Raw genomic sequence first — 15,269 nt, forward strand, 5'->3', positions numbered from 1 at the left:
GTTTTGGGTTGAACTTCCTCTACTTGATCTATTGATATTCCTGTTTATTTCCAATTAAAAATGATGAAGGTATCCTTCCTTTTCCGGAATTTATTCTTGTTCTCCTTATGGATTGGCTCCCACGTAGCCTCCGCTCAGGACAATATTGATGTTTCTACTTCCTCGGACAGCATCTTGGTCAGTTCTGGTCAAAAACCAACGGATTCTATAGCACAGCCGAAGGCCTCCGTGGAAAGCAGTATCCGCAAGAACCTTGAGTTTACCATCACTTTGAACAGGATCAACAATGAGCTGGAAAAAGAACTGGATACAGTCGAGATCATGCAATCGATCCCCTTTTTCGAAAGGTTGGTCAATACAGTCAATGAAAGACTGGAGGTGCGGGGTTCAAAAGTGAACCTCAGGTACCTCTCCGCCCTGGAAAACTTCCTCGCAAGTATCAAAAACCAAGTTTTGGATCTGGAAAAGCCAATCACCAAAAGAGGGAATGAGCTCATCGCTATTCGGGATGAATTGGATGCAGTCAAAAAGGATGATCTTTTTCAATACAGTCTTCGAGACTCTACCGTGCTTCCTGAATACCAATTGGCCATCACCCTACTCAAAAACAGGATGGTCCGAACGGACAGTGTGCTGACCTCCCAGAGGTTGCTGGCCGCATCTTTCCAAAGCCGGATTTCTTCGATGACCATTAAAATAGAGGAATTGTCCAGCGTAATTGACTTTGAAACACGGAAACTGGAAAAAGAACTCTTCAATAAAGAAAACAATTATATCTGGGAGCCTAGGGAATTCACCAACGTTGAGAAATTGGGGGAGATTTTCAGGGATTCATTGCGCTTAAACGAGGTGATTTTTTCCAGATATTTCAAAAACCATATTCCGATAAGCCTGTTTTTGTTTGGGATTTCCCTTGCCCTATATGCTTGGATACGGTACAACCTCAAAAGAATCACACAGGAAAAGGATTTTTCGGCGATCATTCTGGAAAGAGTCAAATTTGTCAATTCCTTCCAGTTTTTGAGCGCCTTGATTTTTGTGTTGCCTTTGGCGCCGTTTTTCTATCCAAAGCCTCCGATTTCATTTGAAACAGTTATTTTGATTGCTTTGGTTTTGGTGACAAGCATTTTATTGAAAAAAGACAAGCCTTGGAAAGTTTACTGGAATTGGATCTTGTTCATTTTTGTTTTTCTTTTCTATACCGCCAGTAATTTGTATTGGGAAATCGCTTTTCAAGAAAGATGGCACCTGTTGGCATTGAGTTTTATTGGTGTTTTTTTGGCAAACAGATTGGTGGTTTTGCAAAAGAAAAGTGAATTGAAATTACCCATTTACCTGAGTTATTTGGCTAAATTTTACATCGCCCTGCAAGTAGGATCCATCTTAGCCAATGTTTTTGGAAGATTCAGCTTGGCCAAAATGCTTGGAGTGGCTTCCACTATGAGTTTTGTGCAAGCGGTTAGCCTTTATATCTTTGTCACGGTCATCATGGAGATGATTTATCTTCAATTTGAAGTCAGTAAAAAACAGGGCAATGAATATACTTCCTATTGGGACTTTCAGGGAATCCAGGAAAGATTAAAAAAGGTTTTTTCGGGCTTGGCCTTTATTATTTGGGGATATTATTTTTTGGATAATCTTTCCATTTTCAACTTTCTTCTGGGCGAAGCAAAATTATTCCTGACGACTCCATGGAGCCTGTTCAGCGGCACCTTTACTTTCGGGAGTGTAGCCATCTTTTTCTTGGTGGTTTACCTGGCATCTATTTTGGCAAACAATATTGCCTACTTTGCCTCCATCAAAGACCAGCAAAAACCAAATCAAAGGGACAAAAGGCTGGGCTCATCCATCCTTCTGATCCGGTTGGGCGTGCTGTCTTTGGGTATGTTGATCGCCATTGGGGCATCTGGGATCCCCATCGATAAGATCACCATCATTCTTGGTGCATTGTCCCTGGGAATTGGCTTTGGTCTTCAGACCATCGTCAATAATTTGGTTTCGGGAATCATCTTGGCCTTCGAAAGACCTATCCAAATCGGGGATGATATCGAAGTGGGTGGGAAATCAGGTAAGGTAAAAGATGTCGGTATCCGTTCCAGTAAATTGCAAGCCTACGACGGTTCGGAAATCATCATTCCCAATGGTGATCTTTTGTCCCAACACCTGATCAATTGGACCTTGTCGGACAAAAAGCGGAGGGTTGAATTGCTGATTGGAGTGGGGTATGATTCCGACATGGAGCTGGTGCGGGAGGTGCTCAGAAAACAGCTGGACAAAGAGGAAATCATGAAAAAGCCTGAACCAAGAGTCTACCTTCAGACTTTCGGTGACAGTTCGGTGGATTTCAGAGTGCTTTTTTGGGTGGACAACTATGATCTTTGGATTGAGATCAGGAATCAAGTGATGTTTGGGATTTTTAAAGCCTTCAAGGAACAGGGGATCGAAATTCCCTTTCCACAAAGAGACCTTCACCTCAAAAACCTGCCTGCAACAATAAGGGAAAATGTAAAGACGATAAAAGAAATCGAGGAAGAAATACCGGAAGGACAGGGTGGAGGTACAAATGAAAAGACCGAAGAATAAAAATCCTTCGGTCTTTTAAAAATGCGCTTTAAATTTTATTTCTAAATTGATCTTTGTCTGATCGCTTCGTAGATCATGACTCCTGCGGCTACGGAGACGTTGAGACTTTCGATGTTTCCTGACAAAGGAATCTTGACAAACTCGTCACTGATGCCCATCAATTCCGGAGAGATACCATCCTCCTCAGAACCCATTACCAAGGCTGTAGGAATGGTGAAGTCTGCATCGTACATTTTTCTTTCGGTCTTTTCGGTGACGCTGACCACGTTCAAGCCCATTTTTTTCAACTCTTTGACGGTGTAATACAGGTTGGATACCCTACACACAGGAATGAAATTCAATGCCCCAGCTGAAGTTTTCACAGCATCGGAATTGATCTGTGCACTTCCTTTTTCAGGGATGACGATGGCGTGTACTCCGGCACAGTCAGCGGTCCTGGCGATAGCGCCAAAATTCCTCACATCTGTGATTCGATCCAAGATTAAGATCAAAGGTGCAACACCCTTGGAAAAACACTCCTCAATCACATTGTCTAAGGAAGCATATTGAATGGCTGACATGTGGGCCACCACGCCTTGGTGATTCTTCCGCGTCACACGGTTAAGCTTGGCTTCCGGAACCCTCACCACGTGGATAGACTCCGATTTGGCCAAGGAAAGCAATTCCTTGATGAGTTCGTTGGTGAGGTCTTTGTTGACAAGGATTTTATCGATGTCTTTTTGGGCATGGATGGCTTCCATCACTGCCCGGGTACCGAATATATAATCCTTTTCGTTTTCTTCTTTTTCTATCAGAAATCCATCTTTCCGCTTCTCCATACTGTGATATTTTTGAACCAAGCCGGTTGAAGGGCTCTGGATCTGTTGAGTGTGTAATAATTTGGTGTCAAAATATTTTTGACGCGTGTAAAGGTAAAGTTAATTTTTGAATTTGAGTCCATGGAGCCATAACTCCATACTTCGTCATCGATTCCAAACCGGACTTCATTGGGAGGACCCATGACAATATAGACCATGCCGCGGTCGGTCTTCCAGCCTTCCTTGAAATCTGTAAACAAGATATTGGCAAATTCGACCTGTCTGAAATACTCTCGGATCAGGTCCTTGGAAGCCTCCTCGTTTTTGGTAAGACCGATCCAGTATTGGTCCAAAGCAATTTTTTTGTCCGCCGCTTCCAAGAGGCTCTCATGCTCCTTTCGTGTGGAAATATAAACGACCATCTGGGTCATTTCCTCCCAATTGCCAACTCTTGGAAAGGATTCTGGTGCCGTTTTGATCATCAAGCCCTTGGTGGAGTTGGTGTCAGATTGGATGAAATAATAACCTTCTTTCTCAAAGGATCTTGGGGTATTGATCAAAAAATCCCCTTCATATTCCACTTCCACTTGTCGGGACACAGGTGGAGATTTGATTTCCATAGCAGGAAATGGCGCCTCGAATTTGGCGGGATAATAAAACCGGTTCAAGTTGATGACTGAATTGCTTTTGAACAAAAGAGCTTCATTTTGAACAAGAAAACTCTGGTCAAAGGGAATGTTGTTTCCATAATAGGCGCCAAAATCCGGATGTCCGAAAATAAATGGACTGATAAGGTCAATGTGGTAGAAATATTCATCTCCCTGCCGCCTGTCTGAAACCTTCAGCAAGGCAATGGCGAATTCCTGTCCCATTGGGATTTCGACTTTTTTCTCGAAGAAAAAATGGTTTTGGGTGTCATACTTCAAATCCTCTTCGGTGAGCACCATCATTTTTTCGTCCGTTATAGCTTCCTGATAGGAAGAGACAACCGTGTAGGAAAATATGTAGTCGTCAAAATCCGGATTCTCTTCTATTTTTTCAATGGGCATTTGGAGCAAAAAGGAGCGGTCGCTCTCTTGGATCGGAATGATTTTCAAAGAAAGCCTGGAATAACGGGAATACCTGAGGGCTTGGTTGACGGAGGCTAAATTTTGTTGGGAGTGACTGTACTCGGGAACACCAATAAAAAGGATCAAAAGCCCAATGAACAGTTTAAATTTACTGGAGATGGATGTTGTTGTCATTTGATTTAAAAATTAACCTTATTTTTGCTCAAATTAATAAAATTTTAAATGGGTACCTATACAACGGAGATTGCGTCTGATAAGTTGGTCAGCGACAATCCAATTCATCAGCGCCTTTTGAAAGCCTATATCGCCGCCAAACCACTGGTAGCGGGCAATTTGCTGGAAGTGGGCTGTGGGGAAGGCCGAGGAGTGGAAGTGCTTCTGGATGCAGTGGATAATTATTTGGGTATTGACAAAATCCAGGAAGTCATCGATTCCTTAAAAATCAAATTTCCCAAAGAAGCTTTTCAACAAGCTTTCATCCCTCCCTTTTCAGGTTTTGGAGACAATTCTTTTGATACTGTCGTGAGTTTTCAGGTTATCGAACACATCCAGAATGACAAACTTTTTTTGGAAGAAATCCACAGGGTGTTGAAGCCAGGCGGCAAGGCCATCATCTCCACCCCAAATATTCGCCATACCCTCTCCCGTAATCCCTGGCATATCAGGGAATACACAGGTCAGGAATTGACAACACTTTCTGAAGGGATTTTTGACAAAGTGGAATCCATGGGCATTGGTGGCAACCAAAAAGTTTGGGATTACCATGCCGCCAACCGCATTTCTGTAAATAAGATCATGCGATTTGATATTTTCAATCTCCAGTACAGGCTGCCAGCTTCTGTTTTGAAAATGCCATTTGAGATTTTGAACCGAATGAACCGCAACAAGCTCCACCAGCAACATGGCAAATCTGTAGTGGAAATCAGCCATGAGGATTACCTGCTGGTCGACCATCCAGACAAAGGCCTCGACCTTTTCTATATAATGCATAAAAAAAGCCCGAAATAAATCCCGGGCTTTTTTATGCATTGTGTTTTTATTTATCTTCTGTTCATATTCATTCCGCCATCTGGTCCCAAGAATCTTTCGAGGTCTTTTTTCAATTGGGCGGATAGTTCCGTGTATCCCCTTTCTTCCAACAAAGGCACAAAGTAGCGTAGCATTTCCATCGAAATCATGGCTTCCCTGTCAAAGTCCCTTCCTGTCCTGATATAGAAATCAAGCATCTGTACGGATTTGACGGATATTTTCTCTACGATGTCCAATGCCAAATCATCTTCTCCGACTTCAAAAAGGAGGGGGACGGATTGTCCATTGGCCAAGTCGTAGGCGATCGCTTTGTCAGGCATGACGGTCAAGCCATGCTTGAGAATACCCGCCGCCTTTTCCATGTCACCTTCGTCCAGCAAGGCGATGGCCACGCTGTTGATGGCGCTTCTATGGTTGGAAACGAACCTTCTGTATTCATCGTCAAAGTAATTGTTTGGATTGTCCATGCCCCTAAAGGCGAAGTCTTCCATTATGTTTTTGTAGGCCAAATCGGTGTTTACCAATTCTGTTCTTGCTTCCTGAGGTTTCCTTACTGGCAACAACCGGTAGGTAAGACCCTCCATTACCACATAATCCTCTAGATCCAGACCGATCGTGGCCAAAGAGGTATTGTTGAAGTAAATCGGCCTTTCCCAATTGTTGGTGGTGATCAAGTCAACCAGCATGAGGCTTCCCTTGGTCATGTAACTGCCTTTTACCCGCATGTTGATTTGATTGACCATGAGGTCTTCCATGCCTTCGGGAATCAGGCCATCATTGAATACCTTTTGGGTATCCACGTCAAGGATCAGATTTCTTGCCGGGACCATGTTGATCGAGGTCCTGTTTGAAGAACTCAGTTTCAAAAGATCACTTTCGTTTTTGATCAATTTCAGGTATTCCTTTGCGGATATGGCTTCCAATCCTTCCCTTTCCATTACATAAAGGACATCATTGGTGCCTTTTTTATAATTTTTGTATTCCAGGGAAAAAGGAATCGCTTCAGACTCATTTACTTTTCGGGTCATTTGTCCCACATACCAGTCTGTGTCGAAATAGCTCAGTACGATCACCCTGACGTCCGTCCGGAAGCCTTCGACCTCCTGGACATACCAAAGCGGGAAGGTGTCATTGTCACCTCCGGTGAAGAGTATGGCATTGGGGGCACATGAGGCCAGGAAATTCCTCGCAGAATCCACAGAAAAATACCTGCCCTGACGGTTATGGTCATTCCAGTTTTGCTGGGCCATCAATACCGGAACCGGGAAGGATACCAATGTGGCGATCACCCCAGCTACTGCCAGATTTTTGTTGAGTTTCCCAATCAAATGGGCCAATGCCATCACGCCAAGTCCTACCCAGATGGCAAATGCATAGAAGGACCCCACATAAATATAATCCCTTTCCCTTGGTTCGACTGGCGGGGAATTCAGGTAAAGTACCAATATGACTCCCATCATCAGGAAGAGCATCAAAGTTACATAGAATGATCTCGGGTCATATTTCGCCTGGAAAAACAAGCCTATAATGCCTAGGATAAGGGGCAGCATCAGGTAATTGTTGTGTGCTTTGTTTTCTTTGATATAATCCGGGAATTTGTCACTGAAGGCATCGGCGATTCCCAGCCAAGGGGCATCGGAAAAATCACTTTCCCTTCCCGAGAAATTCCACATGAAATAGCGCCAGTACATGTGTCCCAACTGGTGGCTGAACATGAAATAAAGATTGTCACCAAAGGTTGGTTCCTGCCCTTCGCTCAAGCCCAGTTTGGATCGATAGATCTGCTTGTGCCTTTCTTGGGTGGAATATATCCGGGGCAGAATCGTTGTTTTGTTCGGGTCATATTTGTTGACCAAATTGTAATCGACGATTTCATACTTGTCTTTCCCCTTGAGGTAAACAGGAGCGCCTTCTGTCTGCTCCACAAGATCTGCCGTGAAATACTGACCGTGTAAAAGAGGACGGTAGCCATATTGCTCCCTTTTCAGATAGGAAATATAGCTGATGATATCTTTTGGTGCATTTTCATTGATGACAGGATCTTGGTTAGCCCTGATCACAATCAATGCATAGGATCCATATCCGATCAAAATGAATGTGAGCGAAAGCAAGATCGTGTTGAGGATTACTTTTTGTTTTTTGATGGAATACAAAATCCCCAGAATCAGAGATCCCAAAAACAAGGCTGAAAAAACGATGATCCCTGAGCCGAATGGCAAGCCGATACTGTTCACAAAGAAGATTTCCATGGAGCCAGCCAGACTTGGAAGCCCAGGAATAATGATGTTGTTGATGATGATCAATGCTGCGCCACCCAAAGCCATGGCGATGATGCCACCTTTCAGGTTTGGGTTTGGATATTTTTTGAAATAATAAATAAGTGCAAGTGCTGGCAAAGCAACCAGATTGAGCAAATGGACGCCTATGGAAAGGCCTACCAGATAGGCAATGAAAATCATCCAGCGGTTTTCTTCCCTTGGATCCTCGATCACATCCCATTTCAGGAGTGCCCAGATCACGATGGCCGTAAAGAAGGAAGACATGGCGTAAACCTCTGCTTCCACTGCTGAAAACCAAAAACTGTCAGAGAATGTGTAGACCAGGGATCCAATGATCCCAGCCCCCAAGACGGTGATGGTATGCCCTTTGGTTTCCTGACCATTTTTCATCTGAAAAAGTTTTCTACCCAAAAGGGTGATCGACCAGAACAGAAACAAAATCGTGAAGCCTGAAAACAAGGCACTTCCAATGTTCATCCAATAGGCGACCTGTAATCCATCCCCAAAAGCAAGAAAGCCGAACATCCTGTAAATCAGCAGAAAAAACGGGGCGCCAGGAGGGTGGGGTACTTGAAGCTTGTAGGCCACGGCGATGAATTCCCCGGGATCCCAAAAACTTGCCGTTTGCTCGACCGTCAAAACATACACCAAAGTGGCGACAAGAAAAACCAACCAGCCGGTCAAGTTATTGACCTTTTTGTAATTAAGCATTGTTCTTAAAGAATTGTGAACGGCGAAAATAAACAATAAATCACCAAATCTTTGCCATTTTAACAGCTTTTAAAGGTTTGTGATAAAAATTACTGTCATGCATTTAATCCTTCCCTAATTTTGTAACATAAAATAAAAACGCAAGATCATGAGCAACCAGCCCAAAACATTCAATGAATTGATTTCAGGTGATCAACCCGTATTGGTAGATTTCTTTGCTACTTGGTGCGGTCCTTGTAAAATGATGCAACCCATCCTTGAAGAAACCTCCAAAAAAGTTGGTGACAAGGTGAAAATCATAAAAGTTGATATAGACAAAAACCCCTTGGCGGCAAGTAATTTCCAGGTAAGGGGGGTTCCTACGCTTATCCTTTTCCAAAAGGGAAAAACCATTTGGAGGCAATCAGGCGTGGTTCCAACCCATCAATTGGTCAAAGTAATAGAAGACAACATTGCCTCAAAAGCTTAATTTAAAAAATTTTGACTTTGTGACAATTGTCATTTAATTCAAATGGTTACGGATATAACTTTGTAACATCAATCAAGCAAAAAAACAAAAGAAAACATATGATAATCGAACAAATATACACGGGATGCTTGGCTCAAGGAGCCTATTACATTGAGTCAAATGGGGAAGCGGCGATCATTGATCCTCTGCGAGAGGTACAGCCCTACATCGAAAAAGCCGAAAGAAGAGGTGCTAAAATCAAATATGTATTTGAAACCCACTTCCATGCCGACTTCGTGTCTGGACATCAGGATCTCTCTGCGAAAACCGGAGCGCCGATAGTTTTTGGTCCAACGGGTATGAAAATGGGATTTGATGCCCTTGTTGCTGAAGACGGACAAGAATTCCCTCTGGGAAAAGCAAAAATCAGGATCATCCATACCCCTGGACACACCATGGAAAGTTCTTGTTATCTGTTGATCAATGAAGAGGGGAAAGAAGAAGCATTGTTTTCAGGAGATACCCTTTTCATCGGTGACGTAGGAAGACCGGATCTCGCACAGAAAGTTATTGCTGAATTGACTCAGGACAAACTCGCAGCGCACTTGTATGATTCTTTGAGAGATAAAATCATGCCGCTTGCAGACGATATCATTGTATATCCTGCCCACGGTGCAGGTTCAGCCTGTGGCAAAAACATGAGTAAGGAAAATTCCGATACGCTTGGCAATCAAAAGAAAACCAACTATGCGCTTCAGGAAATGACCAAGGAACAGTTTATCAAAGAAGTGATCACTGGACTGACTCCTCCTCCTGCCTATTTTCCCCAAAACGTAATGATGAATATCCAAGGATATGAAAGCATTGACACAGTTTTGGAAAGGGGAATAAGACCGCTCACACCTAGAGAGTTCGAAGCAGCAGCCAACGAAACCGGTGCGATCCTTTTGGATACCCGTGAGGCTGGTGTCTTTGCCAAAGGATTTGTGCCCAATTCCGTGAATATCGGAATCGAAGGAAGCTTCGCCGTCTGGGTAGGAGCCATGATCCCGGATTTGAAACAGGAAATACTCTTGATCACAGATGAGGGAAATGAAGAAGAAGTCATCACGAGATTGGCAAGGGTAGGATATGATCATTCTTTGGGTTACCTCAAAGGGGGCATCGAAGCTTGGAGAGCGGAAGGAAGAGAGCTGGATACCATTGTTTCTATCACCGCAGCGGAACTTGCTGAGATCCAGAAAAAAGAAGGCCCCTTGAATATCCTCGATGTCAGGAAAAACAGTGAGTACCTAAGTGAGCATGTCATCGATGCGGAAAATGCGCCATTGGATTATATCAATGATAGCATGGCCAAAATTGATAAAGACAAAACCTATTATGTACACTGTGAAGGGGGATACCGATCCATGGTTTTCAACTCTATCTTGAGAGCAAGGGGTTTTGACAATCTCATCGACGTGAAAGGTGGATTTAAAGCCATCAAGGAATCAGAAAAATTCAAGGTAAGTGAATACGTTTGTCCATCTACCCTGCTTTAAAAAGAGTTGAATCCGCAATATGAATTCCGTTTCCCAATTGGGTTGAAGCTGCAAGAAAGTCAGACTATTTGAAGAACAAGGCTTAAAACCGATATGCGGAAGTCAAAAATAATGAACATAGACGGACTATCAAGCAATTTCAAGCTTGAATGAATTTGGGAATGCATCACACGGGTTTAACACCGAATAAATAAAGAAAATGGCAAGAATCAATTCTTGCCATTTTTAATTTGAGAAATATCAAAGTGATAAATGTCACTGTTACATAAACAAAGAACGCCCAATTTTGAAACCTGATATGAAAGTAATTTTCCTGATGTTGTTGATGCTTTTGCCTTGGACTTTGAAAGCCCAAGAAGCACATTCCGATACAACAGAATTGGATGAAAGGTCCGGAAAAAGTCTGTCACATGATCTTGAAAAAGGAAAGTTTGATATCCATTTCAGGTCGTTTTACATGCAAACCATAAACCAAGGCGCATTGACGGATTATTCCACATTGGCGGTTGGAGCAGGGTTAGGGTACTTGAGTCCGGCATGGAAAGGTTTTCAAGTTGGATTCAGCGGCTTCTTTGTATTTCAGTTGTTTGAAAACAACCTGACCATCGCTGACCCCACCACTGGGGCCGGCAACAGGTACGAAGTTGTGCTGTATGACATGCATGATCCCGAAAACGCCAGGGATTTGGACAGGTTGGAGGAGTTTTTCATCTCCTACCAAAAGAAAAATTTTAAAGCAATATTTGGGAGACAAAAGGTCAATAGTCCAATGCTCAATGAACAAGACAACAGGATGCGTCCCAATATATTCAGCGGCTTGAGCATCTACCATAAAAGTAAAAAATGGGAAAGTATGGGCGCTTGGCTCACTTCGGTGGCCATTAGAGGTACAGTGGACTGGTATAAAATGGATGATTCCTTCGGCGTGTATTCATTTGGAAGAAATCCTTTTGGCGAACCCTCTGGGTACAAAGGAAACATAACAACGAAGGGTTTGGCTATGGCCGGTGTAAAATACAACAACAATGGGCTCAGTCTTCAGGGATGGAATTATTTTGCGGAAAATGTGTTTAATTTAAACTTTGTCCAAGGGGATTATGCCCATGATTTGGGTGAGAAAAAGCTGCTTGTAGGCCTTCAGGGTTTTTATCAGACAGCCGTCAACCAAGGTGGAAATCAGGATCCCAAAAAAGCGTACATCCTTCCCAATGAAAAACCCTCGGGATTGGGCGCCAAACTGGGGTTGCAATCAGGAAAACAAGAAGTTTCCATTAATTTCTTGGGATTCATGGGACAGGGGAGATTCCTTTTTCCAAGGGAATGGGGGAGAGAGCAGTTTTATGTAAGTCTTCCCAGGGAGCGCTTTGAAGGAAGTGGAGATGTGAAGGCATGGACATTGAAATACAAAACGGAACTGCCTATGAAAGGTACCAAGCTTGAATTTGGCGCATCAAAGGTGAATCACAGTGACATCGAAAAGTATGCAGCAAATAAATATGGCATCCCCTCCTACTACCATTTTACGGGCGCATTGAATTATAAATTTAGGGGGTATTTGGATGGGTTGGATGGACAAATTCTGATAGTCAACAAGACGGCACAAGATTTTGCAGGAGTCTCAGATGCCTACAGGATCAACCGAGTGGATCTTTGGAATTTGAATGTAACTCTCGATTATAGATTTTAAAATCAAAACGTAACAAATTAAAAACGAATAATATGGAACAATTTATTGAATGGATAAGTCAGCCATGGCCATGGTACATTGCTGGGCCATTGATTGGACTGACGGTACCGATCCTCTTGCTCATCGGGAATAAGTCCTTTGGGATTTCTTCTTCATTGAGACATGCCTGTGCAGCCTGTATTCCGGCTGGAATCCCCTTTTTCACCTACAACTGGAGAAAGGAAATGTGGAATATAGTCTTTGTCATAGGGATTTTGATTGGGGGCTTTATTGCGACGACTTTCTTTGCCAATCCAGATGTAATTGTAGTGGCGGCGTCCACGCAGGCAGATTTGGCAGCCCTCGGGATTACGGATTACTCGAGCCTCCTTCCAGCTGAAATTTTCACTTGGGACAATTTGTTCACCGCAAAGGGCCTTTTGTTCTTTGTTGTGGGTGGTTTCTTGGTTGGATTTGGAACTAGATATGCCGGTGGATGTACTTCCGGACATGCCATCATGGGTATAAGTTCCTTGCAATGGCCATCCCTAGTGGCGACCATCTTCTTTATGCTGGGTGGTTTTGTGATGACACATTTTCTCTTGGGACCATTGATGGCGTTGGTAGGATTCTAAAATAAGAAAACATGAAGACAATAGAAAAAAATATAGCGGCTCAAAGCCCAATTGAATGCGAGGCACCGAATCTTCAGGTTCAGGAGGAGAAAGGATTGAAACTTGTAAAATACCTTATTGTGGGGATGTTTTTCGGGTTGATCTTTGTCAAAGCAGAAGTAGTATCCTGGTTCAGGATTCAGGAGATGTTCAGATTGCAATCCTTCTTTATGTACGGTGTGATTGGTTCCGCCATCTTGGTGGGCTTGATCTCGATCCAACTGATCAAAAAATTCAACGTCAAGGCAATGAATGGTGAAACCATCAAAATCGGGAAAAAAGAATTCCGAAAAGGGCAGATTATCGGAGGGTTTATCTTCGGATTGGGCTGGGCTTTGACTGGCGCATGTCCGGGACCTTTGTTTGCACAGATAGGGAGTGGATTCACAGTGATTCTGGTCACTTTGGTAAGTGCCATTGCCGGGACTTGGGTTTACGGAAAATTTTCCGACAAGCTTCCAAATTAAGGACGAATTCCAAATCTTTAACACAGCGTAAAAGCCACTTTCTTTTCTTAAGAAAGTGGCTTTTTTGTTGGCTTTGATTCTTCTTCAGGGTTAGCTTAAACCTGAAATATGCATTCCGTTTTCAATTACGGCTGTAACTACCAGAAAATTTGGTGAATCCGGCTATGTCCCGTTACGGTAAAGTCAATAATAAACAATCGGCTGATGATGAATCAATTTCAGGCCTCACCACTTCATCTAGGGCATAAAATGGCTTAAATGAAAATTAGGATTGGGTTTTCTTCTGCGTCAACCAAAATAGTCCATGATCGCAGAGAACGGTCACTTAAAAATGGAGCAATGGTTTTGCTTAAGTTGGGGAGGTTTGATTCAATCAAACACCTTCTTGATAATGACTCTGATCATAAAGATGGCACAAAGGATGACAGATCCTGCTATGACGAATTCCATAAGCGTTGACTTTTTGGTATAACCCCTGTCAAAATGAAAAGTTTCTCCGGAAGCCGATTTTTATTTCCCTTTTTTGGGTCAAATTGATTCTGATAATCCACAAAAAGAAATGGACAACGATCTTTGACCCGAAATACGCAATAGGATTCCTAATGGGCTTGAAGCCAAAAGAAAATCGGAATATTGGGAGAATAAGTCGTATTGCCGATCGGGGGAGGTCAAAAAGAGTGATCAAAGACTGATTATTAAACAATTTCAGGCTGGAATAGAAATGCTGATGCATTACACGGGTTTAATTGGCCAATCTCTGTTAAATTGCGGCTTCAAACCTATTAATCCAATCAAATCAATGACCCTACTCCAAAAAAGAAGGATTGCCTTGGGCAGTTTGTTTTTTATGGCAGGATTGTGTTTTTCTTCCTGGGCAGCCCGAATTCCGGACATTCAATTTAAATTTTCGCTTTCTGAAGCCCAATTGGGGACTTTATTGCTGGGGCTTCCATTGGGTTCCTTGGTGGCATTGCCGCTGGCAGGTTGGGCAGTGCACAGGTTTGGAAGCAGGATCGTGATCATCCTGGGGGGTATCGGGTATGCGATTTTTCTGCCCTTGATCGGTTTTAGCTCCTCGGTTTTCATGTTGGTTCCCACCGTGATCGTTTTCGGGATGATCGGGAATCTCATGAACATTTCGCTCAATACCAAAGCGCTTGAGTTGGAGGACAATTATGGGAGAAGTATCCTGGGTTCCTTTCATGGACTTTGGAGTCTTGCCGGATTTTCAGGTGCAGGAATAGGGGCGGTGATGATTTATTTTGAGGTAATCCCTGTCGTGCATTATTTGGTGGTGGCGGGACTTGCCTTGGTTTTGTTGTTTCTAGGCCAGCGGTATGTCTTCAAAGACGCCAAATCTTCTGAAGGCAGTGGAATGGTTTTGAGAAGGCCGGATGATCTGCTGCTCAGGATCGGTGCGATCGCTTTTTTAGGGATGATGTGTGAAGGCTGCATGTTTGATTGGAGTGGGGTGTATTTCAAAAAGGTAGTCGAAATAGAGGCCCGCTTTGTGGCATTGGGCTACGTGGCTTTTATGGGAGCGATGGCCACGGGCAGGTTTGTTTCCGATAAACTGACCAATAGGTTTGGGAAAATCATTATTTTGAGGATAAGCGGATTGTTGATATTTACTGGGTTAAGCCTTTCCGTCGCCTTCCCGGTCATACAAGTAGCAACACTCGGGTTTTTATTGGTAGGTTTTGGAGTGGCCTCGATCATTCCGGTGGCTTATAGTATCGCAGGAAGATCCAAATTGTATTCACCTGGTATTGCGTTGGCTTTGGTATCCACCATTTCTTTCTTTGGCTTTCTCATTGGCCCACCCTTGATTGGGTTTATCGCGGATCTTTTCAGCCTGAAGGTTTCATTTGCATTGATTGCATTCACGGGCTTGGGCATTACCCTTCTTTTGAGTGTGCGGCTCAAGGTTTTCAATACCGGGGAGGTGGTGATCAAGTAAGGGGAGTTTGTTATAGAATATCATTTTTTCTCCAACATGTTTGG

11 protein-coding genes are annotated in these 15,269 nt (G+C 43.2%); 8 read left to right on the plus strand and 3 right to left on the minus strand.

Features of this window, described 5'->3' with window-relative positions:
- Positions 1 to 60 precede the first annotated feature (60 nt).
- Entirely contained in the window at positions 61 to 2,583 is a 2,523-nt protein-coding gene (locus Q7J63_RS06560) for a mechanosensitive ion channel family protein (RefSeq protein ID WP_304884840.1), read from the plus strand.
- Positions 2,584 to 2,624: 41 nt separating this feature from the next.
- On the opposite strand, the gene rlmB is transcribed toward Q7J63_RS06560, so the two are convergent.
- Positions 2,625 to 3,401: a 23S rRNA (guanosine(2251)-2'-O)-methyltransferase RlmB gene (gene rlmB / locus Q7J63_RS06565; protein ID WP_019599944.1), complete on the minus strand. Its 777-nt coding sequence runs from the start codon at positions 3,399 to 3,401 to the stop codon at positions 2,625 to 2,627.
- Entirely contained in the window at positions 3,374 to 4,624 is a 1,251-nt protein-coding gene (locus Q7J63_RS06570; RefSeq protein WP_304884843.1) for a GWxTD domain-containing protein, read from the minus strand. Before Q7J63_RS06570 ends, rlmB begins: the two co-directional genes overlap by 28 nt.
- Positions 4,625 to 4,672: 48 nt before the next feature.
- On the opposite strand from Q7J63_RS06570, the gene Q7J63_RS06575 reads away from it, so the two are divergent.
- Complete coding sequence (locus Q7J63_RS06575) at positions 4,673 to 5,458, plus strand: bifunctional 2-polyprenyl-6-hydroxyphenol methylase/3-demethylubiquinol 3-O-methyltransferase UbiG (protein ID WP_304884844.1); 786 nt, start codon at positions 4,673 to 4,675, stop codon at positions 5,456 to 5,458.
- A gap of 32 nt (positions 5,459 to 5,490) precedes the next feature.
- Here Q7J63_RS06575 and Q7J63_RS06580 read toward each other — a convergent pair whose 3' ends face one another.
- Positions 5,491 to 8,469, minus strand: a complete 2,979-nt coding sequence (locus Q7J63_RS06580; RefSeq protein WP_304884846.1) for a DUF2723 domain-containing protein — start codon at positions 8,467 to 8,469, stop codon at positions 5,491 to 5,493.
- Between the two features lie 148 nt (positions 8,470 to 8,617).
- On the opposite strand from Q7J63_RS06580, the gene trxA reads away from it, so the two are divergent.
- From trxA to Q7J63_RS06610, 6 genes are all read left to right on the plus strand, one after another.
- Complete coding sequence (trxA, locus tag Q7J63_RS06585; RefSeq protein WP_019599948.1) at positions 8,618 to 8,938, plus strand: thioredoxin; 321 nt, start codon at positions 8,618 to 8,620, stop codon at positions 8,936 to 8,938.
- 98 nt (positions 8,939 to 9,036) lie between these two features.
- Positions 9,037 to 10,458: a rhodanese-like domain-containing protein gene (locus Q7J63_RS06590; protein WP_304884848.1), complete on the plus strand. Its 1,422-nt coding sequence runs from the start codon at positions 9,037 to 9,039 to the stop codon at positions 10,456 to 10,458.
- Positions 10,459 to 10,756: 298 nt separating this feature from the next.
- Positions 10,757 to 12,145 carry an OprD family outer membrane porin gene (locus Q7J63_RS06595; RefSeq protein WP_304884850.1) on the plus strand — a complete coding sequence of 463 codons (1,389 nt, stop codon included), beginning with the start codon at positions 10,757 to 10,759 and terminating at the stop codon, positions 12,143 to 12,145.
- 32 nt (positions 12,146 to 12,177) lie between these two features.
- The gene (locus Q7J63_RS06600) at positions 12,178 to 12,759 is read left to right on the plus strand and encodes a YeeE/YedE family protein (protein WP_019599951.1); all 582 of its coding nucleotides are present in this window, start codon (positions 12,178 to 12,180) and stop codon (positions 12,757 to 12,759) included.
- 11 nt (positions 12,760 to 12,770) lie between these two features.
- Positions 12,771 to 13,265: a DUF6691 family protein gene (locus tag Q7J63_RS06605; RefSeq protein ID WP_019599952.1), complete on the plus strand. Its 495-nt coding sequence runs from the start codon at positions 12,771 to 12,773 to the stop codon at positions 13,263 to 13,265.
- A gap of 799 nt (positions 13,266 to 14,064) precedes the next feature.
- Positions 14,065 to 15,225 (plus strand): MFS transporter, encoded by a 1,161-nt coding sequence (locus tag Q7J63_RS06610; RefSeq protein ID WP_304884852.1) that lies wholly within the window; start codon positions 14,065 to 14,067, stop codon positions 15,223 to 15,225.
- Positions 15,226 to 15,269: the final 44 nt, after the last annotated feature.

The sequence above is a fragment of the Rhodonellum sp. genome (assembly GCF_030656585.1).
Classification (GTDB): domain Bacteria; phylum Bacteroidota; class Bacteroidia; order Cytophagales; family Cyclobacteriaceae; genus Rhodonellum; species Rhodonellum psychrophilum.